Below are 22640 nucleotides of genomic sequence, written 5' to 3'. Positions count from 1 at the left end.
GGTAGCTTATGAAATTAAGGGATTACCAACAGGAAGCAAGAGATGCAATCCAAGGTGAGTGGAAAAGTGGTGTAAAAAAGACTTTGTTAGTACTTCCTACAGGCTGTGGTAAAACCATCGTATTTTCAAAAGTAATTGAAGATCGTGTAAAAAAGGGCGAGAGAGTTCTCGTCCTTGCCCACAGGGGTGAACTGTTGGAACAAGCAGCTGATAAGTTAGAAAAGTCTACAGGACTTAAATGCGCTACGGAAAAAGCTGAACAAACTTCAATAGGTAGCTGGTACCGTGTTGTAGTTGGAAGCGTTCAAACGATGATGCGAGAAAAACGGCTAGAGAAATTTGATAAGGATTTCTTTGACACCATCATTATTGACGAAGCCCACCATTGTATTTCAGACAGTTATCAAAAGGTACTTAATTATTTTGAATCAGCAAATGTCCTTGGTGTTACAGCTACCCCAGATCGCGGAGATATGAAAAATTTAGGTTCATATTTTGAAAGTTTATCATTTGAATATACTCTACCTAAAGCAATTAAATCTGGTTATTTAAGTCCAATTAAAGCTTTAACAATCCCATTAGAATTAGACTTATCGACTGTTAGTCAACAGGCAGGGGATTTTAAGGCAAGTGATTTAGGTTCTGCATTGGACCCCTATCTTGAGTCAATAGCTGAGGAAATGTGGAAGAACGCGAAGGATAGAAAAATAGTTGTATTCCTTCCATTAGTAAAAACCAGTCAGAAGTTTACTGAGATACTTAATAAAAAAGGTTTTAAAGCAGCAGAAGTAAACGGAGAGTCAAACGACCGTGCAGAAGTGTTGGAAGATTTCGATAAGGACAAATACAATGTTTTGTGTAATTCCATGTTATTAACTGAAGGTTGGGATTGCCCTAGTGTAGATTGTGTAGTCGTTTTAAGACCTACAAAGGTAAGAAGTTTATATAGTCAGATGGTTGGGCGTGGTACCCGACTGCATCCCGGAAAAACTGAATTATTATTACTTGATTTCCTCTGGCATACAGAAAGGCATGAGTTGTGTCATCCTGCTCATTTAATTGCTGAAAATGAAGAAGTTGCCAAAGCGATGACCAAACAAATTGAAGAATCAGGAATCGCTATGGATTTAGAAGTAGTGGAAAAGCAAGCAGCTGAAGATGTCATTGCTGAAAGAGAAGAAGCCTTAGCTAAACAACTAGCTGAAATGAAAAAGCGCAAAAGAAAGCTAGTAGATCCACTTCAGTTTGAAATGAGCATACAGGCTGAGGATTTATCAAGTTATGTTCCTTCGTTTGGTTGGGAAATGGGACCGCTAAGTGAAAAACAGATAAATCATCTTGAGAAACTTGGGATTCTTCCTGATGAAATAGACAATGCTGGTAAAGCTACCAAACTTTTAGAACGATTAGACAGAAGACGAGAACAGGGGCTAACGACTCCAAAACAAATCCGTTTCCTTGAAAGTAAAGGATTCAAGCATGTTGGAACTTGGTCTTTTGAAGTTGGTAAAAAAATGATTGATCGAATTGCTGCAAATGGATGGAAAATCCCAACAGGTGTTAACCCTAAAGAATATAAGCCAGATTCATAAAAAGGAGGAAACATAATTGGCTGATTACAATGATATTTACAAGCCTATTGTTCCTAAATGGGTTGCAGAAATACTAGAGTTAGATAAGTTAAGACGACAAAACCAGTATAGTGGTTCCTTATGTAGTGGTCAGACTCGAAAGGATTGGGATGAATGGAAACGTCGATATTCAAGGAAATTAAAATACGCAAGAATGAATGGTTGGTTATTGGAGAAGGATTGAAGTTCAAAGTAGGTGAGATATTTGGAGAGAAAAATAGATTTAATTTTCTTACTAGATTATATTGATCCGTCATCACTAGATTATCAAGAGTGGTTAAATGTAGGAATGGCATTAAGACAAGAAGGATATACGGCAAGTGATTGGGATGATTGGAGTAAAGGTGATGGTCAACGATATCATCCAGGTGAATGTTTTAAGAAATGGACCACATTTGAAGGTAGTGGTATTACTGGTGCTACTATCACACAAATGGCAAAAGAAAACGGATGGATGCCAAAAGGAGGCAATACAGATCATCACGAGCTAGGATGGGAAGATGAGATTTCTGGTAATGATGATTACGTTGTTATTGATAAAAACTGGATTGAAGGAATGGAGATAAAAGAACCATCTAATTGGAATCCTGTGAGAGAAATAACCACTTATTTAGAAACTTTATTTGAAGCATCTGAAAATGTCGGCTATGTTGTTTCCACTTGGCAAAATGATGAAGGGAAACATTTGCCAACTAAGGGGAATTGGGATAGAACAGCCGGAGAACTAATCCAGTTGTTGAATGAATCGAATGGTGATATTGGTTCAATCCTTGGTGATTATAATCCTGAAGCTGGCGCTTGGATACGTTTTAACCCTCTTGATGGTAAGGGTGTAAAGAATGAGAATGTCACAGAATATAAATATGCCTTAGTTGAATCTGACACAATGGATTTAGAAAAACAAAATGCCATCATGCGTGAGCTTGATTTACCTATCGCTGCTCTTGTATACAGTGGTAAAAAATCTATTCATGCAATCGTTAAAGTAGATGCCGCCAATTATGAAGAATACCGAAAACGTGTAGATTACCTATATACCGTTTGTAAAAAGAATGGTCTAACTGTAGATAATCAAAATAGGAATCCATCCAGATTATCGAGGTTGCCGGGAGTAGAACGGAACGGAAAAAAACAGTTTCTAATTGACGTAAACATTGGAAAAAGCAGCTGGGAAGAATGGGAAAACTGGATTGAAGATGTAAATGATGATTTGCCGGATCCTGAAAGCTTAACCGACTATTGGGATAACATGCCGACTCTTGCACCACCATTAATTGAGGGTGTACTGAGACAAGGGCATAAAATGTTGATGGCTGGACCCTCAAAAGCTGGTAAATCGTTTGCCTTAATAGAATTAACTATAGCATTAGCTGAAGGTACAAAGTGGCTAGGTTGGCAGTGTGCAAGAGGACAGGTTTTATATGTCAATTTAGAGTTAGATAGACCTAGTGCTTTACACAGATTCAAAGATGTTTATCAGGCTCTTGGAATAGAGCCAAAGAACATTAATAACATAGATATTTGGAACTTGCGTGGTAAGTCTGTACCAATGGACAAACTAGCACCTAAATTAATTAGACGTGCTCAAAAGAAAGGTTATATTGCAGTTATCATTGACCCTATTTATAAAGTACTTACTGGTGATGAAAATAGCGCAGATCAGATGGCTCACTTTACAAATCAATTTGACAAAATTGCAACTGAATTGGGTTCTAGCGTTATCTACTGCCATCACCATTCAAAGGGAACACAGGGCGGTAAGAAGTCAATGGACCGCGCGAGTGGTTCAGGGGTATTTGCTAGGGATCCTGATGCACTTATTGATTTAGTTGAATTAGATATCACGGATACCTTGATTAAACAACAGGAAGCCGCTGCGGCATCAAAAATTTATTGTGATGCTATCAAACAAGTAAATTTCGACTTTTTCGATGAACATATAGGGCTTGATGATCAACAGAGTATTGCTCAGATGAGTAATCATGCGAAGCGTGTATTAAGCCCAGAACATCAAGCTCAAATAGAAAGAGAGATTAGTAGGGTAATCAAAGGCATTCGCATTAGATCAGCATGGCGAGTAGAAGGAACACTTCGAGAATATCCAAAGTTCAAACCGGTTAATATGTGGTTCCAATATCCAGTACACAAAATAGATGATGTTGGCGTATTAAAGGATATTCAACCTGAAGGTGATGGTCCAGCGTGGAAAAAGAATTTTGATAAGAAAAAGTCTCCTGAAGAATCGAAGAAAAAGAGAGCAGAAGCATTAGATACCGCTTTTGATGCATGCGGCATTGATGAAAAAGTTACAGTAGCAGCGATTGCTGAATACATGGGCATATCAGAAAAAACAGTACGAAATCGTGTGAAAGAGCATGGCGGTTATTGGGTTGCTGATGGTGAAATAGGGAGGAAATAAGAGTTAGTTGAATTTTGGATTAATTAATCAAGGAAAACAACAAAAAATGAAGAGCCCAGGCAGTGGCTCTTCGAAGAAATGATAAAAAAAGAGAAATCCATCGTATCCATTATATACTATGTGAATTTCGGTTTAATGATTGGGTGTTTTAATCACCTTTTGAATTAATTAAGAAAAAACAGTTAGAGGTTTATAAGAAATCCAAAAATAAACATTATAAAAATAATATTTACGTACATGGTTGCTATAACTACGCCATAATGAATTTTTTAAAAAAGGCCAATGAAATCGGAGCAAAAAATAATGCAAAAACCAACAATAATATAATAGATTCATTTAAGTAAAGTAGGATAATCATCTCCTTCAAAAAAATCAGTGTTTATAGTATTTCTAAATAAATAGAGGTTATGCAACAAAAAAATTATTTTGTAAAAAAAGCCCTTTAAGGCTCTACCTCTAGGGCTGCAGATATAATCAATTATCTTGTATGTTTTCTGCGGGGGTTTCAATGTATTTTTGGAATCCATAATTCAATATAGCTAGTGAATAGTAAAGGATAAACATTTTAGTTGATGTGAAATTCTTAAATTTAAAGTGTCCTATCTTTTGAAAAAGCGGACTTAGAAGATATGCGAAGATAAAATCCATATTAGATTAGAAATCACATATAGGTAAAATTTTCCATATGTAAAATGAAATACAAATAAATTTATTGTAAAAAATGGTCCTAAGATAAAAGCTAATGCGTCAAATAACATAAATTTGTAACCACCCTTTACTTTCCACCAATTAAAAATTGGACTTAACATTTCAATAATTAGTAGAAGAAATGAGCAAAAAAATGTCACTGGTAAAAACATTTTTAAAGATTGTTTAGGCAGAAAGATAAAAACAATTGCCCATAAAACAATTGCATTAAATATTCTAAAAAAATTGGCGGGCAAGATATTCACCTCGATTTTTCTTTTAGGTTACGTAATTTTTTTGTAATTATACATCAGTAAACATAAGAGTAAAAATGTTGCCGTGCAAAGGAAGGTGGAATTATGTATCCGTTTTATGTGAAGGGAAAAAGAGTTTTTTCTTTCTCTTATAAACCGAGCAAAGGCGTTGTAAAAGATGATGATACAGGCAAATGGTATGAAATTACAAAGGCTCCAGAAGGACGAAGCCGAAAAGTGTATGGCAAGGAAACTGTCAATCTAGACAATGCAGATTGGCGACCAATGTAACGCAATGTTTTAAGCAAACTGTTTCGCCCAGACATATATTGCGACATATAAACATCATCTAAAAAAGCATTAATCAGAAATGCTGACTAATGCTGCACAAATCAAGAGGATATGTTCGCAGATGACGGTCTTAACATGAAAGTCTGTACAGGATTCTAATTCATTCAGCAAATGACCTAGTTCCCTAATAAAGTGTTGTGTAAGATCACTTACCATCGAAAGCTCCTCTAGCACAGGTGAAACACTGTGCATGTTAACAATAGCACTAATATTCGGTTTTAACAAACAACACAATGAATAGACAAAATGAAGCCAGTTGAATAAATCAATAATTGTTAAACAAAATGATAGATCAGTTTAGCAATTGAAAGGAGTAGGACAATATAGAAAGCCTACTTTTGTATAAAGAAGGCTTTTAGAACAACTAATAAGTGTTTATTCGGTATTATTTAATTTGCCTTTATAGTACAGGTAATCAACTTTGTTTTTTGTAGCCGTTAATTGGGAAGCTAATATTGCAGTATATATTGTTGTTAGAAGGACAGCTAATACACCAAGTCCTAATACAGAATCATTTTTTAACATAAAATTACACCTCCTTCTAAATTTATCTTTTCTAAATAAGAAGAATTTATACGAAGGATAATTAGTTGATTAGGAGGGAAAGAGGATGCATTGGGAATGTCGATATTGTTATTTTCCAACTACAGTGGAAGGCGATAGGGTTTGTTCATCATGTGGCGCAGAATGGGAAGCAGCAAAAATTCTAGTTGAAGATGATGATTAAGAAACAAAAGGTAGGAGGAGTTAATTTGGAGGAAATAGATAACTTAATTTTAAGGCTTAGAGGAGAAATGTCCACTCGAATGTATGATGGGGATGTAGTAGAAATTTTAGAGGTTTTAGAAAGTGCTAACGAATATTTTGAGGCAATTTCTGAAACAGCAATTATCAATGGGAAGCTAGTTGTGCAACAGCAGCAGGAAATTGAAGAGTTGAAGAGAGAAAATACCAGCTCATATCATCATGGCTATAAGATAGGGCGCTATGATGAATTGATGGAAAAGTGACTTACGAAACACAAGATAGATTAAATAAAAAAGAGCCGGTTGGCTCTGAAGAATTCTATACACCTTCTCATTTATACGGATCGATATACTGCCACTTTTGAAATAAGTAAATTAACGAAGCGCAGATAATACAATTAATAAAAATTACAATATGAAAGTGATCATTCATTTTATAAATCCCGAAATATTCATAAAGGTTCATTATTCCAAAAGAAAAGATTGCATCGCTTATAGTGTTAAAGGTGAAATAAAGCCAAAAGTTCCCGAATGTAAAGTATAAAAATATTGTAGGTAAGACTATGTATATTCCATAGACGAAAGGAGTTGTATTAGTTAAAGGGAAAATTGTTTCAACAACTTCAACCAGATTATATCTTTGATATAACTGAAATAATATTGTCAGAAGCAAGGCACTCACTAATCCACCTGGAATGAAGGACTTCACTCTTTTAGTATCTAACAAAAGGAGAATAAACCAAGGTAAAATTAACATGGACCATAAAAGAATATGAGTTAGCATATAGACTATACCTCCTATAAAGGATAATAATAATCTAACCTATAGCTCTTTGGCCTATTCATAAAAAAGCTAGGAAGTTAAAATTCCTTGAGAGTCATTCGTCTGATAAGAAAACATTTATTGAAATTAGAAAAGAGCCCATTCAGGCTCTAATCTAATCGAGTTGCAATATTATGGGTTTTGGTAAGGAAATACATCTAAGTAGGTGATACGGAAGAATATGTAATTCCTTACCTAATAGTAATTTATCCATAATTAATAAAATATATGCAAATTGTTGGTAAATGAAAAATCTCTTACACATCTACAAATACAGTATGATGATGAAATGTAATTTAAATGACAAAAACAATAAAACACTTTAAAAATTATAAAGGGAAATTCTCGAAGGGAAAAACTTTCCCTCAGAGGGAAAAACTCGAAAACTTTCCCTTCCTTCACTAGGGAAAATCTCGAACAATTTCCCTAGTTTCCCTCAGAGGGAAAAACTCGAGGATTTTCGAGAATTTCCGAGGGAAGGAAAACTCATATATAAATATAACATTTCCGTTTCCCTCCCTGTCGGTCATAGAGAAAAAAGTGGTGGGCTCTGCTACGCCCGCCACACACCTTTCTCTTACTATGACAATGCAAAATTTCAAGAATTAAAAAGTAAAATTATGGAAGGTGTAGTAAATGCCAAAAAAGAAAAATAAACCAAAATTAAGGGTTGCTGCAAATATGCCACCTCTTTACCACACGTTACCAGGAGAATCTTATCACTATAAAAAAAGCGAAGTTTTGAAATGGTTAGCTGAACGACCTGCATTGCTTGAACAGATTTTTGCAGATGTTTCAGGAACTAAAGATATTATTTATAACCCTGTAACAGGTAAATGGCAGGGTGCTAACTTTGAAGAAGAAGATATATGCCCTCACGAGAATGAATGGGAGGGTTGTCCAGTATGCAGACATTAGAATTTTATATGCCAATGATTCCACCCACTACAACACACCAACAAAAACAAGTAACTGTACGAAACGGCAAACCTGTCTTTTATGAACCAGAGGAATTAAAGGCTGCACGATCTAAACTTACTGCACATCTGAGCAGGCACATACCAGAAGTTAAATATAAAAAGACTATCCGATTAATGACTAAATGGTGTTTCCCCATTACAGGTAAGCATCAACATGGTGAATATAAGTATACAAAGCCTGATACTGACAATCTTCAAAAGTTACTTAAAGATTGCATGACCGACTGTGGGTATTGGAAAGATGACGCTTTAGTAGCTTCAGAGATTGTTGAGAAGTTTTGGGCAAGTAATCCAGGCATCTATATTAGAATTGAGGAGATCTGATGGATTATAAAGCTTTCTTTGCAGAAGTAGCTGATTGGATTATACAAGCAAATCATATGGCTCTTAATTTTGGAATGGAGAGTGAGCCATTCTGGAAGTGGGTTATGGATTCTACTGCTGCTATTTGTGAAAAGTACGGTAATAATCAATTGGTGTTAAATCAGATGGTTATGTTATTTCATTGGCTTGAGGGATTTTATGCAGAGAGTGTAAAGAGAAGTAATTAAAGGGGGCTAACAGATGCAGCTTACAGAGCAACAGTTGAAAATAATTACCGATGTAGCTTCTCAGAATGCTATTAAAGCCTATCTTGAGTATTCGGAAAAACAAGTGCAAGAAAAACATGATAGACGATTACGAAATATAAAGCTACTTCTAAGAAATTACCGTAAATTTGTTAAGCATTGTGAAGACGTAAAAACGGATATAACAGAGCTTAAAGAAAAATTTGAAATAGATTACCTTGATACGGATGGATTTAAAATACAATCTGTATTGAGAAGCAAGAAACGCACACTCACAATGGTTGAATACATCAATAAATCGTTAAAGGTTTATAAGACTATGTGTGATGAATCAGATGATCCAGAGGACATAAGGAGATATAAGGTAGTATACGATTTATACATTTCAAAAGAAAAGATATTAGCAAAAGACATAGCCGCAAGGCACTCTGTACATCATCGAACGATTTATAAAGACATTGATAGTGCATGCAAAACCTTGGCAGTATTGATGTTTGGCGTTGATGGGGTTGAGTTTAAGTGAAGGCATAAATCGGGCAGTTCACGTGCACTTTAAATGTGGTATTATGATAGCATAAAATAATTGTGAACGTGCAAAGCATCCAAATCAGTTGGGTGCTTTTTATTATGTATAAAGGGTGATGCTAAATGAAATACATTAACATTATATTCCTGTCGTTCATCATAGCTTTATTCAACACACAACCAGGAATAGAGAATGACCCAATAAGAACAAGAGATTGGAAGTATATGTGTTAGAAAGGAGAACCATATGAATATCCAATGTGACAAATGCAATAAAGAGTTCCCAATATCCTCTATCGATACTGAGGACAAACAACTATTATCCAATAACGTAACGCGCCACTATATCACTTGCCCATCATGTGGTGAGCAATACACATCCTATTTCCTTGATGATTCAATGAGAGAAATCCAGGAGGAAATCAGGCGTATAAAAAACAAGCAACAATTAACAACTAAACAAAAGAACAAACTCATGCGACTTACTCAATCAATCTCATCCATGAACATAGAGTACATGAATACCTATAAGGATATCCTCCAAGACAATGCCTAAGAAACCACTCAGACCATGTGCTGAAATATCCTGTGGTAATCTCACAGAGAAAGCCTACTGTAAAACGCATGAGAAAATAGGTGAGGAAAACCGTAGAGATTTCACACGCAAGTACAATCGATATGGTCGCGATCCTGAGATCAATAGATTCTATCAATCATCAGCATGGAAGCAACTCAGATCATTGGCTTATAACCGAGACAATGGCTTATGTCAACGTTGCTTAAAGCAAGAAGTTATCCAACAAGCTCACATTGTCCATCATATTGTGGAGGTAAAGGAGGACTGGAACAGGCGATTAGACATAGACAATCTCGAGTCTGTCTGCCACGTCTGCCACAACCGAGAGCACAAGGGTACCCCCCGGGGCTGATAATTTATTTTTCTTTCTACCCAGAAGCGACCCGCCCTCTCGCGTGCACAAAAATCCGTTTATTCATATTTTTTAAAGGAGGTGAATGGACATGGCAGGGAGACCAAGACAACCATTAGAGGTTATAAAAGGTAAAGGGCGTTCTAATCACCTTACAAAGGCTGAAATGAAGACTCGTGAAGAACAAGAAAATGCTATTCGAGGAAGTACAGATAATATTGAAGCGCCATCTTATTTAACTAAAAAACAAAAAGATGAGTTTTATAAAATATCAAGCGAATTAGTTAAATTGAAAATATTTAGCAACCTTGATGTGGATGGACTTGCTCGCTACATCGACAGTAGGGATGAGTACATCAAAATAGTAAAGTTATTGAGGTCCATGAAACCAATTGTAATCGTAGATGGTATGAAATTGTTGGATGAAGGATATACAAAACTTCAAAAAACAAAGAATTTACTTTTTAACGAATGTAAAGCAGCAGCAAGCGAGCTTGGCTTGTCCATTACATCACGCCTTAAACTTGTGATACCAAAAGCAGAAGATGACAGAAAACCAAAAACTGAAGCTGAAAAACGGTTCGGTGGTAGGCTATGAGTTTATTAGAAAGAGTCTTTAAGTATTGTGAAGATATTATTGAAGGTGAAATAAAAGCGTGTCAGAAACATAAATGGTCAGTTCAACGATTCTTAAGCGATTATGAAGAATGTCATAAAGAAGACAGTCCTTATTATTTTGAAGAAGATGTTCTTGAAGATTTTTATTGGTTTGCGAAAGAGTTTAGGCACGTTGAGGGTATTTTAGCAGGAGAACCAATTGAATTAACCGATTTTCAACTTTATTTAGCAGTAAACATTTTGTGCTTCAAAAAGAAACGTAACGGTGCACGTAAAATTAGAAAAATTTACATTCAACTTGCTCGTAAAAATGCAAAGTCTCAATTCCTCGCTATTATTTCAGGATTCATTACATTCTTCGGAGATGAAAAGCAACGTGTTTTTATAGCTGGGTGGTTAAAAGAACAATCAGAAGAGGTTTATGAAGCAGTTCGTACTGGAATCGAATCAAGCGAGTTGTTAGAAGGGAAGTGGAAAGAAGCTTATCACAAAATTGAAATTAAACGAAATCGATCAGTAATTATACCTTTATCAAAAGAAGCACGTAAAAGTGGAGATGGAAAAAACCCATCTGTAGGAATAGTTGATGAATATCATAGACATGATACAAGTGAAATTTACGATGTTATCGCATCTGGAATGGTTGCTCGAAAAGAGCCTTTGATGTTTGTAATTACAACAGCAGGCTTTAACCTCTCTTCCCCTTGTTTTAAAGAGTACGAATATGTCAGCAAGATTTTAAACCCAGACATGCCTCAAGAAAACGATGAGTACTTCGCGATTATATGTGAGCTAGAAAAGGACGACGAAGGAAATCTTATCGATGATATCAAAGATGAATCAAATTGGGTAAAAGCTAATCCTATCTTAGCAACTTATGATGAGGGTATAGAAGCAATTCGTTCGGATTTAAAAGTAGCCTTGGAGCAACCGGAAAAAATGCGAAGCTTTATGACCAAAAACATGGATGTATGGTTAGACTCTAAACCACAAGGTTACATGAAAATGGATAAGTGGAAAGCAAGCATTGTAAAACCATATGAGTTAATACAATATCCTTTATATTTAGGTTTAGATTTATCTAGTACAACGGATTTAACAAGTGTGGGTGAAGTGTTTAAACTATCAGAGAAATACGCACTGAGACAACATTCGTTTATGCCTGAAGATAAGCTCCAGGAGAGGATGAATACAGATAATGTCCCTTTTGATTTATGGGAAAGACAGGGTTATGTGACAACAACACCTGGAAGTGTAGTTGATTATAGTTATGTCGAACGTTACATTCTTGATTTGAGAGATGCAGGATATAACATAGTTGAAATAGCTTATGATAAGTGGAATGCTACCCATTTGGTCCAAATCTTAGAGAATCATGGTTTTAAAATGGTCGAAATGCCTCAATTATTAAGGCATTTATCTTTTCCTACAAAAGAGTTACGAAGCGGAATATATAGAAAAACAGTAGAACATTTTGGAGATCCATTACTTTACTGGGCTATGAGTAATGCTGTTACTCGATTGGATGCAAACGAGAATATTATGTTGGATAAAGAGAAATCCACTGAACGAATTGATCCAGCTGCAGCAACTATTAATGGATTTGCTAGGGCGATAGTTGGTCAATCACAAGATTTAAGCAGTCACTTTTTGAATAATTGGAGGATGTAAATGGCTAAAACAATCAAAAATTTCATCATATCGTTTTTTACAGCATTCTTCACCAAATGGTTGGAGGATTTTTTTATTTTTGTTGGTGTTGCGGTGATTGTAATAAATACTTATTTGATAACAACTGTGGAAGTAAACATAATTGCTGGTAATTACTTATTGGGTTTAATTTTAATCATTCTAGGTGTAGTGTTGGCCAAGCAATAGAAAGGAGGTGATAAAGTGATCTTCAAAAATGCACTATCTCCTAGGGCTGAAACAACTGATTTGAAAAACCCCGCCCCATGGTTCTTGAAAGCTTTTGGGCACCAAGCATCAAGCGGTGAGACTGTTACTGTTAATTCAGCATTAGGCGTGCCAGCAGTTTATGCTTGTATTAACATTTTGGCTAATAGTATTGCAACCTTACCTTTTCAAGTATTTAGAAAAACTTCGACTGGGAGATCAAAAGAAAAAAATCATATTGTTGCTATGCTTTTAGAGAAGAGACCAAACCCCTATCAAAGCCCTTTTAAATTTAAGCATTTAATTGAAACGCATCGTAATTTGTGGGGGAATGCTTACATCAACATTGAGTGGGGGTTAGATGGAAGGCCAAAAGGTTATTGGTTGTTAGACCCATCAAAAACAGAGCCAATAATTGATAATACAACAAATGAACTTTGGTATCATACAGTTTTGCCTAATGGCGCTAACGTTAGGATATGGCATGAAGATATTATTCATTTAACTTCTTTATCTACTGACGGTATTAAAGGTAAATCACCTATTCAAGTAATTCGTGAGACCATAGGTAGTTCTCAGGCATCTCAAAAGTTTAAAGGTAAATTCTTTAAGAATGGTGTTTCTACAAATGGATTTTTAAAGATTCCTGGTATGCTTAACGCTGATGCAAAAGAAGTTGTTAGAAGTGAATGGGAAAAAGCTAACACTGGTATTGATAATGCTCAAAGAATAGCTATATTAGATGCTGGTCTTGAGTATCAAAGTATATCAATGCCCTTAAAAGACGCGCAATTTGTAGAAAGTATGAAGTTTGATAAGACTGAAATTGCTACGTTTTATAATATTCCAATGCACATGGTAAATGAGTTAGATAGGTCCACACATTCAAATATAGAACAACAAGCAATTGACTATATTCGAAACACTTTGAGTCCCATCTACACTCAGTATCAAGAAGAGTTTACTTATAAGTCTTTTTCATTTAAAGAACAAGCTAAACTTTACATTAAGGTAAATCTAGAAGCACTACTTCGAGCTGATAAGAAGACTCAAGCTGAGTTTTATGGAATTATGCTGGATAAAGGTGTGTTTAATATAAATAAGGTATTGGAGCTAGAAGATATGGATGCAATCGAGGGCGGGGAAAAACATCGTGTGGACCTTAATCATGTTTCCCTAGATATCGCTGATGAATATCAGCTTGCAAAAGCTGGTTTGAAAGGAGGTGAGGAGAATGAAGAATAAGAAGAAACAGTCATTTCTTACGGTGAAGAACCTCACCCCTACATCTGCTGATCTATACATTTATGGAGAAATTGTAAATAACACAGATTGGAAATGGGATGAATCCGAGGTAATGCCGGATGACGTGCTTAATACGCTTAATCAAGTAAATAATCTAAGTGAATTGAATATTTACGTTAATAGTCCGGGTGGATCAGTCTTTGCAGGTTTAGCTATTTACAACATGCTAATCCGTAACAAGGCAAGGAAAATTGTACATGTGGATGGCGTAGCTGCTTCAATCGCTTCAATTATTGCATTAGCTGGTGATGAAATTCATATTCCATCAAATGCCTTTATGATGATTCATAAGCCACTAGTTGTCACGTATGGAAATGCTACTGAATTGAGGAAGGCAGCTGATGATCTTGATGTATTAGAAGAAGGATTGATGAATGTCTACACAGAGAATCTTGTGGAAGGCATAGAAGCGGAAACTATTCGTGATATGCTCCAAAATGAAACTTGGCTTAATGGGAATGAGGTAGCAAAGTATTTTAATGTGACCGTTACAGAAGCCAAAAACTATGCTGCTTCTGCGGTAGATTTCTTAAACAGGTATGAAAAGACACCTAAATCACTGGTTAAACAAGAAGAGCAAGAAGAAAATGAAACTCTCGACAAAATAAAATTTCAAAATGAGCTGACCCTACTAGAATTGTAGAGTCTTTTTTTATGCTCAATAGGAGGAAACTATGAAAACATTATTTACAAACGCGTTATTAGCATTAATGCTTAACAAAAACATTTATTCTGTGCAAATGAATGGTGGCATGACGAAGCGAGAGCAGGAGTTGCGTCAATCTGTAGCTGATTTGAAGGATGAAGCAAAGGCTTTAATGGATGAAGGGAAAAATGAAGAAGCACAAACGAAATTGAAAGAAGCTAAGGCTGCTAAAACAAATCTTGATAATTTCTTGGCATTACAGAAAGACTTCGAAGGGTTGAACGTACCTTCTCCACAAAATAGTGGGGCAAAATTACAGCCACCTTCGCCAAAAGATGAAGAAAAACCAGAATACAAAGCATTATTCTTCAAAGCCTTAAAGGGGCAAAGCTTAACTTCTGAAGAATCGGAAGTAATTGGTGAATATTATGCTCGACTTTCTAAAGATAGCGGAGAAGATGGCGGTTATATTATTCCTGAAGACATTTCCACACAAATCAATGAGTTAGTTCAAACGTCGGATGATCTTCGTCAATATGTAACTGTTGAGCCTGTGTCAACAAACAAAGGAGCACGTACACTTGAACGCCGTGCAGATCACACTCCACTTGCTCCTTTATCTGAATATGGAAATCCAAACGCAATGCAAGAAATTGCATCTCCTAAGTTCGATCGTCTACCTTATGAAATTGAAGATTATGCAGGGTTTTTACCGGTAGCAAATACTGTATTAGCTGATACAGACCAAGCTCTTTCATCTTATCTTGTGAAATGGATTGCGAAAAAGTCACGCGCTACAAGTAACCATTTAATTCTTCAAGTATTAGATGGGTTTAATAAAGTGGATTTAGTAGATTACAAAGGTATTAAAACTACCCTTAATGTAACACTTGATCCTGCATTTGCGGAGGGCGCGATTATCATCACAAATCAAGATGGTTTTAATTATCTTGACCAGCTTTATGACAAAAACGGACGGCCACTTCTTCAGCCGGATCCACAAGATGCAACGAAAAAGCTTTTATTCGGTCGTAGAATTGTCGTGTTATCAAATAAAACAATTGCTACATCAAGTGGAAAAGCGCCGTTTATCATTGGTGATTTGAAGGAAGCAATTGTGTATTGGGATCGTCAGCAAATGCTTCTTGATATGACAAAAGAAGGTGGAAATGCTTGGAGAACTAACACGACTGAATTCCGTGTTATCGAGCGTGAGGACGTTACGAAGTGGGATGAAGAAGCAGTTGTCTATGGTCAAATTAATATCACAGTGCAACCGGAAGTAATCCCAGAAGGGTAAGGTGATATAAATGAAAGCTAAAGTAATTATTAACCGTTTCCGTGATAAGCATACGAAAAAGGTCTATATATCAGGTAATATTTATGAAGGTTCAAAAGAACGTATAGAAGAACTCCAAGCGAAAAAATGGCTTGGAGAGGTGGAAGAGAGTCCATCAGAAGTTGATAAATATATACAAAAGTTAAACGGTACTGTGGAGGAGGTAAAAGCTTCTGTAGATGCGTTAAACACATCAGAATTTGATAAATTAATCTCATTAGAAAAAGAAGGTAAGAATCGTAGAAGCCTGGTTAAGTTCCTAGAAGAACAATCTAAGCTTGCAGGCTTAGCAGAAACACCAGCTGAAGAGGGCGAGTAATCGTCCTCCTTTTTTGAGGTGATGAAATGGAAATTGCCGAATTAAAAAGGTATTTGAGGATGGATTATCCTATGGAGCCTGAAGAAGAACAGGATCTCATGAAATTCTATTCGCGTGCTAAGATATACATTAAAAATCAAGGCGTCTATCTAGATGTGGAGAATGCGGATATGGTTGAACAATATAATCAGTCATGTGCTATGCTCACTCAACACTGGTTTGATAATCGTGAATCATTTCGTATCGGTAATCAATCATATGAAATTCCCTACTCCTTGGATAGTATTGTTAGACAATTAAAGTATTGTTATGGCGGTGTTAAAGAATGAATCCAGGTAAGTTTGACCAAAAATTATTGTTCCAAACATCAGCAGGGATTGACGATGATGGCTTTCCAACTGATTCGCCCTCCACAATTACAACAGCATGGGCAGAGTTGAAGACATTAAGAGGAAAAACTTTTTATTCTGCTGCTCAATCAAATATGGCCCATAATCGTATGTTTACTATTAGATATCAAAAAAGATTAATGGATGGATTCCGCCCACACGATCTAATCGTGGTTTGGAGAGGTATCCAGCATGACATAGTCTCTATTGAAAATGATGATGGACAAAATGCGACTATGACTGTTGTAGTAAAGGGGGTGTCATAATGGATTTTCAGATGGATGGTTTATCGGAAATGATGAATCGATTAGCATCACTAGAAAATATGGACGAAATAAAGAATGAAGCATTAAAAGAAGGTGCAAAGGCTCTTAAGGAAGAGACTGAGAGGACAGTTGTCAAACGAACTGGCAATCTTTCTAGAAATATCTTAGTCTCAGACATAAACAACGATGAAATATTTGTTCATGTAGATAATCAGGGAAAAGCATATTATGGCCATATGTTAGAGTTTGGTACATCTAAAATGTCTGCTCAACCATTCATGGGTCCTGCTTTCAACAGAAGTAAAATGAGTATTAACAATGCAATGGCTGAGAAAATAAGGCAGCATTTAAGGTGATAAATAATGAATTTAAACTCATTAATAATTGAATCCCTAAGTGATTTAAATGTACCTGTCGCATTTTTAAATTACACAGGAGACAAGAAAATCTATATTCGTTTTTTTGAGTATGATCAGGGTGCTGAATTGTCTGCTGATAACGAAGAATTATATATAGGGCATTATATTCAAGTAGATATTTTTTCCCCTTCAAACTATCTAGAGATTGTGGAAGGAGTTAAAAGGAATCTAAAAAGTGTAGGTTTTAGAAAGAATTTTGAGACAGAATTATATGAAGATGACACGAAGCTCTATCACAAGGTGCTTCGTTTTTATTTTATATCCGAAACGGAGGAAGATTAAATGGCAACTATTGGTTTAAGAGATGTGTATTTTGCACCTATTATTGAAGATACAGAAGCAACGACAACATATGATATACCATTTAGAGTAGGGAAAGCAATTACTGCAAATGTTCAACCTCAATATAACACTGGAGAATTGAGAGCTGATGATGGGGTTGCTGAGACAGCTGAATCTAGAGGGGTAACAAATGTTGCTCTAAATACTGACGATTTATCACCTACTGTCCAATCAAAATTGCTTGGGAAAAAAATTAATAGTGATGGAGTTTTAATGGATAGTGAGGATGATAGACCACCTTATGGAGCATTAATGTTTAGGTCGGAAAAAGCAAATGGAGCGTATCGATATACAGTTTTATATAAAGGGAAATTCACACCTCCAGAAACAAATTATGAAACAAAACAAGAAACACCGACATTCCAAACACCAACTGTTAATGGTCGTTTCTTACGCAGACAATCTGATAATCAAATTGGTGGACAGGTAGATGAAGATGGAGAAGGTGTATCTGCAGCTATTATCGATAATTGGTTTAAGTCAGTGTATGAAGAAACACCGGAGGGATAAAACATGGAGCTAGTTTTGCAAAGAAATACTGAAGAAAATGGAAGTCTTAGAGTTTCTGAGAATGTTTATACTATTCCTCACGCAACTGCCCAACATTACAGGCAATTAGTCAAATTTGACGAGGTTATCAATTACTCAGAAATGAGTGTGGAGGAATACGACAAAGTTGTTGGTTTTGTTTGTGATGTATTCCGAAATCAGTTTACTGTTGATGATTTCTATGAAGGGGTACCTTCCCACAAACTCATAGAAACAATTGTAGACGTATTTTCCTTTGTTCGTACTGGTAAAACTCCAGAAGAAATCAAATCATTGGAGAATAACGAGGGAAAGATATAACTCCTGAGGAAGCCTATCTTTCTCAGGTTAGACACGCAAGAAAACAGATGAATATGATCAAGCAAATGTATAGAAATTTATTAAAAAATGGATGGACACTCAATCAAATTGATGAGATGGACATCCATTTTTACTTTTCTTTAGAAGGTACTAATCAAGAAGAAACGTTTATCGATGAAATCAAATTATTCTAGGAGGTGGTAGCATGGCTGATGTCGGTACTTTAAGAACGAGAATATCCCTGGATTCTGCTCAGTTCGAGCAAGGAATGGCAGGGATAAATCGTCAATTGCGATCACTACAATACGAACAAAGAGCTGCCACCTCATCTGGAACTGGCTTTGCTCGTGGTATTACTGAATTACGCGCTAAATCGGAGATATTACAGAGAACCTTTGATGTGCAACAGGCGAAAGTAAGAGAACTCGCTAGGCGGTATGAAGAAGCTAGGCGATCTACATCAGAAAATTCTAGGGAAACTCAAAACGCTCAAATAGCATACCAACGAGCAGTTGCAGAAATGCGAAGCACTGAAAATGCACTGCGAGGTGTGACACAAGAGATTGAGAGACAAACAAATCCTTGGAATGTATTAAGTCGCAATATGAATACTGTCGTATCTCGAATGCAAGAAGTTGGTCGCACTATGGCTAGTACTGGTCGTACTATGACTATGTCAGTCACACTCCCAATCCTTGGTGTTGGAGGTGCGGCACTTAAGGCAGGCATGGATTTCGAAGCTGGTATGTCCAAGGTTGAAGCACTAACACAAGCTAGTAAATCCGATATGAAATTGTTAGAAGATCAAGCGAAAGAATTAGGTGCAACAACTAAGTTTAGTGCTACTCAGGCAGCTGAAGGTATGGCCTTTCTCGGTATGGCAGGATGGAAGACAAATGAAATTTTAGCTGGTATGCCTGGTTTGTTAAGTTTAGCAGCAGCGGAAAATATGGAGTTAGGTAGAGCGGCAGATATCACATCAAATATTATGTCTGCTTTTAGTATTGAAGCCTCAAAAGCTGGACATGTAGCAGATGTTCTTGCAATGGCCGCAACAAACTCTAATACCAATGTTGAACAGTTAGGGCAAGCCATGACTTATGTAGCTCCAGTTGCAAATACACTCGGGTGGAATATTGAAGAAACAGCTGCGGCAATTATGGCGATGTCAGATGCAGGAATACAGGGTGAAAAAGCAGGTGCAGCATTTGCTACATCACTCCAACGTTTGGCGAATCCTACAGCCGAAATGTCTAGGGTTATGGATGATCTCAACATCAAGTTTTTTGATGCAGAAGGTACCATTAAACCTATGCCAACATTAATAGGTGAATTAGAAAAAGCAACTAATGGGATGACATCAGAACAAAAAGCGGCTGCTTTATCCACACTCTTTGGAGCAGAGGCATATAAAAACTGGGCTGTAGTTTTAGAAGCTGGATCAAAGACTCTTGGTTCTAATACAAAAATGCTTGAGGAATCTGAAGGTGCAGCCAATAAAATGGCTGAAACAATGAATGATAATACCAAAGGCGCAATTGTGGAATTTAAGTCTGCTCTTGAAGGTGTAGGAATCGCCTTATCTGAACACCTCCTTCCAGTCACAACAGATCTTATCAATAAGGGTACTGAAATGGTACGCAAATTTGGTGAGTTGGATGAGAGTACCCAAAAAAATATCATCAAAATGGGTTTATTTGCTGCTGCTATTGGTCCTGCTGCTCTTGTTGCTGGTAATCTTACTACCGCAATTGGAGGATTAGTCAAAGTTGGTGGGACATTAACAGGATTACTTGGTAGAGCAGGTGGTACTGGATTATTAGGAAGAATAGGAATGATGGGAGTAGCTGGCGGTCCAGTTGGTTTAGCGGTTGCTGGTGTTGCAGCTCTAGCGATTGGTGTTGCTGTTGTTAGCAAAAAAATGAAAGAATCTAAAGAAGTTAATTTAGATCATGCAGAATCGTTGGTAAAACAGCAGACGGATTTACAGAACCTAACTAATGAGTTTGAAAAGTTAAGAGAAAAGAATAAGCTCACAACTGATGAAATGTTGAGATATCGTGATATTCAATCTGAGATGAAATTTGCTGAATCGGCAGAGCAAATGAAGGCTTTAACTGATGAACAGGAAAAACTTCTAAAAAAATCCGGTTTAACTAATGAAGAAATGGATAAGTATCTTTCTCTTAATGATGATTTGATTAAGAAAGTTCCTGATGTTGATCTAGCCTTATCTAACCATGGAAAAGCAATCATAGACAACACTGGGGCGTTATCTGATGCAAATGCAAAATTAAGTGAAAATATCAATTTGGAATTAGAAAATCAAAGGATAAAAAATGAAGCTAAATTAGATACACATATTCGAAATTATATACAAGCAATTGAAGATTTGAATAAAGTGGAAGCAGAAAGAGATGAAGCAGTTAGAACAAGGGATGAACTAGAGAAGAAGGCAAATGAATTAAGGATTAGGGCACAAAAAGAATTAAATGAAGGAAAAGAACTTGCGTATCAATTAACAATTGATGAAATCGGAAAAACAGAATTTGAATTAATGCAACAAAACTCTAAGATTGAAAAGCTCTCTGAACAACATCAAAAGAAACAAGAGGCAATACAATTAGCTGATGAGGAAATACAGAAGTCCCAAGAGCTATACAATAAAATGATTAACCTTCGCCTTGCTCAAGTAGGGATAAATGAAGAGGGAGATAAAGGGCTAAAAAAATTAAATGAATCTATCGAAAAGACACAAAAAAGAATATCTGAACTAAATAAATTAAAGAATGAGCAGGGGGGTCTAAATCAAAAACAACAAGAAGAATTAGATAACTTACTTGAAGCACTTGGGCTTTACAGAGAAACAAAAGGAGAAATAGAGAATTTACAAGTAAAGCAACAAGGAGTAAATAATAAAATCAATGAAGGTACCGGTAAAGCCAAAGATTTGAACCGTGAGCTTGGTAAAGACGTAAATAAAGACGTTGATGTCGATGATCATGGGACTGCTAAAAAAGTAACAAATGAAGCCAAGAAAAAAGTTAATAAGTCTGTTAAAGCTACCGATGGTGGAACAGTAGCCCGAATTGATAGAGATGCTAAAAAATCCGTCTCTAAACGTGTTACTTTGAATGCTGTCTGGTCTGGTGTGCAATCAGGTTTAAGCGTTGCTTTAAGAACTCTAATTCCTGGATTCGCAAAAGGTACTGACTACCACAAGGGTGGTCCTTTCATTGCAGGGGAAGAAGGATTCGAGTTAGGAAGGTTAGGTAACAGATGGGAGGTTCTTGATTATGGGTTGCACTCTCGTCCAGCAGGATATGAAGTTTTTACCCACAATGAATCAAAAAGAATACTTTCATCTATGAGTAAATTACCCGCATACGCTAACGGTGCAACTTCTTTAGGTACTGCTGAAAGAACAATCCAAAGAATGAACAATCAAGATACATCATTTTCTTCAAGAGTTGTGGAGGACTTATTAGGTCAATTAATAGTAGCTGTAAAAGAAGGGAAAACACTAGTTGTGGATGGGAAAGCTCTTGGTACTATTGTAGAACCTCATGTCACTCAAAGACAATTACTGAAGCAAGGGAGGAAAAAGAGATATGGCTAAAGGTTTAACTTTCAACGGTATAAGAATTTCAAAAATTATCTTATTAGAAGGTAGAAGTAAACCTCCCTTCGCTCAACGTAAACATGAGTTTAGAAAACAAGATTATGGATATCGACTAATAAAAACAACTACCGAACCTTTACCTATTTCCCAACCTATAGGCTTTGTTGTAGATGATGATTATAACGCGCTTGAACTAAGAGATGAATTAACAAATTGGTTAATAACTGATGAACCAGCACCTTTACAATTTGATGATGAACCTGGTCGTACCTATTATGCGTTGATTGAAAATAGTATTGATGATTTTAGTTGCTTTGCATATCTAAGACAAGGCACTCTCCAATTTATATGTCCTGATCCATATGCACATGGAGATACAAAAAAATTAGATGTTAAAGTTCCTGAAAGGTCCTTTATTATTACCGGACAAACTTTTACACCTTGGACAGTGAATGTCACTTTTACTATTGCAACCAATAAATTCGAGTTAGTAGGAAGCAACGGTCTTCACCTCCTACTCAACTATACATTTGTCGCAGGAGATAGATTGCAGATTGATTATGTTGGTCGCAAGGTGTTTTTAAACGGTAACGATTTAAGGTCAGGGGTCAGCATGTCATCGAACTATGTGTTGCTACAACCAGGTGAAATTACATTAAAAGCAAGTCATAATTGTGATTTGGTTTATGACGAGAGATATTATTAGGAGGGATAAT

The 22640-nt window shown here is 36.2% G+C and carries 28 protein-coding genes; 27 read left to right on the top strand and 1 reads right to left on the bottom strand.

What is annotated here, in order from left to right; translation table 11 throughout:
* The first annotated feature begins 8 nt into the window (after nt 1-8).
* The 4 genes from MKX29_RS01350 (at nt 9) to MKX29_RS01335 (ending at nt 5282) form a co-directional block, all read left to right on the top strand.
* The gene (locus tag MKX29_RS01350) at nt 9-1592 is read left to right on the top strand and encodes a DEAD/DEAH box helicase (RefSeq protein ID WP_341065716.1); all 1584 of its coding nucleotides are present in this window, start codon (nt 9-11) and stop codon (nt 1590-1592) included.
* Nucleotides 1593-1626: 34 nt separating this feature from the next.
* Nucleotides 1627-1815, top strand: coding sequence for a hypothetical protein (locus MKX29_RS01345; RefSeq protein ID WP_341069695.1), 189 nt, complete (start codon nt 1627-1629; stop codon nt 1813-1815).
* A gap of 12 nt (nt 1816-1827) precedes the next feature.
* Nucleotides 1828-4050, top strand: a complete 2223-nt coding sequence (locus MKX29_RS01340; protein WP_341103526.1) for an AAA family ATPase — start codon at nt 1828-1830, stop codon at nt 4048-4050.
* Nucleotides 4051-5096: 1046 nt separating this feature from the next.
* Nucleotides 5097-5282 carry a hypothetical protein gene (locus MKX29_RS01335; RefSeq protein WP_341103525.1) on the top strand — a complete coding sequence of 62 codons (186 nt, stop codon included), beginning with the start codon at nt 5097-5099 and terminating at the stop codon, nt 5280-5282.
* Nucleotides 5283-5717: 435 nt separating this feature from the next.
* Here the strand turns inward: MKX29_RS01335 and MKX29_RS01330 are convergent, their stop codons facing one another.
* Complete coding sequence (locus tag MKX29_RS01330; protein WP_322910556.1) at nt 5718-5867, bottom strand: hypothetical protein; 150 nt, start codon at nt 5865-5867, stop codon at nt 5718-5720.
* 227 nt (nt 5868-6094) lie between these two features.
* Between MKX29_RS01330 and MKX29_RS01325 the strand changes: the two genes are divergently transcribed.
* The 23 genes from MKX29_RS01325 to MKX29_RS01215 all read left to right on the top strand — a co-directional run bounded on the left by MKX29_RS01325 (nt 6095) and on the right by MKX29_RS01215 (nt 22630).
* Complete coding sequence (locus tag MKX29_RS01325) at nt 6095-6352, top strand: hypothetical protein (protein ID WP_341065733.1); 258 nt, start codon at nt 6095-6097, stop codon at nt 6350-6352.
* 1195 nt (nt 6353-7547) lie between these two features.
* Nucleotides 7548-7829 carry a hypothetical protein gene (locus MKX29_RS01320; protein ID WP_341065736.1) on the top strand — a complete coding sequence of 94 codons (282 nt, stop codon included), beginning with the start codon at nt 7548-7550 and terminating at the stop codon, nt 7827-7829.
* Entirely contained in the window at nt 7817-8215 is a 399-nt protein-coding gene (locus MKX29_RS01315; protein ID WP_341065738.1) for a RusA family crossover junction endodeoxyribonuclease, read from the top strand. Before MKX29_RS01320 ends, MKX29_RS01315 begins: the two co-directional genes overlap by 13 nt.
* Nucleotides 8215-8442, top strand: coding sequence for a hypothetical protein (locus tag MKX29_RS01310; RefSeq protein ID WP_341065740.1), 228 nt, complete (start codon nt 8215-8217; stop codon nt 8440-8442). Before MKX29_RS01315 ends, MKX29_RS01310 begins: the two co-directional genes overlap by 1 nt.
* Nucleotides 8443-8455: 13 nt before the next feature.
* Entirely contained in the window at nt 8456-8983 is a 528-nt protein-coding gene (locus MKX29_RS01305) for a hypothetical protein (RefSeq protein ID WP_341065742.1), read from the top strand.
* 249 nt (nt 8984-9232) lie between these two features.
* A complete protein-coding gene (locus MKX29_RS01300) occupies nt 9233-9541 on the top strand; it encodes a hypothetical protein (RefSeq protein WP_341103523.1) in 309 nt (102 codons plus the stop codon).
* Entirely contained in the window at nt 9534-9914 is a 381-nt protein-coding gene (locus tag MKX29_RS01295) for an HNH endonuclease signature motif containing protein (RefSeq protein WP_341065744.1), read from the top strand. Before MKX29_RS01300 ends, MKX29_RS01295 begins: the two co-directional genes overlap by 8 nt.
* 91 nt (nt 9915-10005) lie before the next feature.
* The gene (locus MKX29_RS01290; protein WP_341065748.1) at nt 10006-10512 is read left to right on the top strand and encodes a phage terminase small subunit P27 family; all 507 of its coding nucleotides are present in this window, start codon (nt 10006-10008) and stop codon (nt 10510-10512) included.
* Entirely contained in the window at nt 10509-12203 is a 1695-nt protein-coding gene (locus MKX29_RS01285; RefSeq protein ID WP_341103520.1) for a terminase large subunit, read from the top strand. The genes MKX29_RS01290 and MKX29_RS01285 overlap by 4 nt, the downstream gene beginning before the upstream one ends.
* Entirely contained in the window at nt 12204-12410 is a 207-nt protein-coding gene (locus MKX29_RS01280; RefSeq protein WP_341065754.1) for a hypothetical protein, read from the top strand.
* Nucleotides 12411-12425: 15 nt separating this feature from the next.
* Entirely contained in the window at nt 12426-13673 is a 1248-nt protein-coding gene (locus MKX29_RS01275) for a phage portal protein (protein WP_341065756.1), read from the top strand.
* On the top strand, nt 13663-14376 hold the full coding sequence (locus MKX29_RS01270) for a head maturation protease, ClpP-related (RefSeq protein ID WP_341103517.1): 714 nt from the start codon (nt 13663-13665) through the stop codon (nt 14374-14376). The genes MKX29_RS01275 and MKX29_RS01270 overlap by 11 nt, the downstream gene beginning before the upstream one ends.
* Before the next feature lie 109 nt (nt 14377-14485).
* Nucleotides 14486-15679, top strand: coding sequence for a phage major capsid protein (locus MKX29_RS01265; protein ID WP_341108166.1), 1194 nt, complete (start codon nt 14486-14488; stop codon nt 15677-15679).
* A gap of 10 nt (nt 15680-15689) precedes the next feature.
* Nucleotides 15690-16037, top strand: a complete 348-nt coding sequence (locus MKX29_RS01260; RefSeq protein ID WP_341065761.1) for a hypothetical protein — start codon at nt 15690-15692, stop codon at nt 16035-16037.
* A gap of 26 nt (nt 16038-16063) precedes the next feature.
* A complete protein-coding gene (locus tag MKX29_RS01255) occupies nt 16064-16366 on the top strand; it encodes a head-tail connector protein (RefSeq protein WP_341065763.1) in 303 nt (100 codons plus the stop codon).
* Entirely contained in the window at nt 16363-16692 is a 330-nt protein-coding gene (locus tag MKX29_RS01250; protein ID WP_341065765.1) for a phage head closure protein, read from the top strand. Before MKX29_RS01255 ends, MKX29_RS01250 begins: the two co-directional genes overlap by 4 nt.
* Complete coding sequence (locus MKX29_RS01245) at nt 16692-17048, top strand: HK97-gp10 family putative phage morphogenesis protein (protein ID WP_341065767.1); 357 nt, start codon at nt 16692-16694, stop codon at nt 17046-17048. The genes MKX29_RS01250 and MKX29_RS01245 overlap by 1 nt, the downstream gene beginning before the upstream one ends.
* Before the next feature lie 6 nt (nt 17049-17054).
* Nucleotides 17055-17393, top strand: coding sequence for a hypothetical protein (locus tag MKX29_RS01240; RefSeq protein WP_341065770.1), 339 nt, complete (start codon nt 17055-17057; stop codon nt 17391-17393).
* Entirely contained in the window at nt 17394-17963 is a 570-nt protein-coding gene (locus MKX29_RS01235; protein WP_341065773.1) for a major tail protein, read from the top strand.
* A 3-nt stretch (nt 17964-17966) separates the two neighbouring features.
* On the top strand, nt 17967-18302 hold the full coding sequence (gene gpG / locus MKX29_RS01230) for a phage tail assembly chaperone G (RefSeq protein WP_341103515.1): 336 nt from the start codon (nt 17967-17969) through the stop codon (nt 18300-18302).
* A 47-nt stretch (nt 18303-18349) separates the two neighbouring features.
* On the top strand, nt 18350-18496 hold the full coding sequence (locus MKX29_RS01225) for a hypothetical protein (RefSeq protein WP_341065777.1): 147 nt from the start codon (nt 18350-18352) through the stop codon (nt 18494-18496).
* Nucleotides 18497-18507: 11 nt separating this feature from the next.
* Nucleotides 18508-21921, top strand: a complete 3414-nt coding sequence (locus MKX29_RS01220; RefSeq protein ID WP_341103513.1) for a phage tail tape measure protein — start codon at nt 18508-18510, stop codon at nt 21919-21921.
* The gene (locus MKX29_RS01215; RefSeq protein WP_341103511.1) at nt 21914-22630 is read left to right on the top strand and encodes a distal tail protein Dit; all 717 of its coding nucleotides are present in this window, start codon (nt 21914-21916) and stop codon (nt 22628-22630) included. Before MKX29_RS01220 ends, MKX29_RS01215 begins: the two co-directional genes overlap by 8 nt.
* Nucleotides 22631-22640: the final 10 nt, after the last annotated feature.

Origin of the sequence: Cytobacillus sp. FSL R7-0696, assembly GCF_038006865.1 — a bacterium.
Lineage (GTDB): Bacteria > Bacillota > Bacilli > Bacillales > Cytobacillaceae > Cytobacillus > Cytobacillus kochii.
The sequence above is the reverse complement of the archived record's forward strand: the minus strand, read 5'-3'. Positions and strand labels throughout refer to the sequence as shown.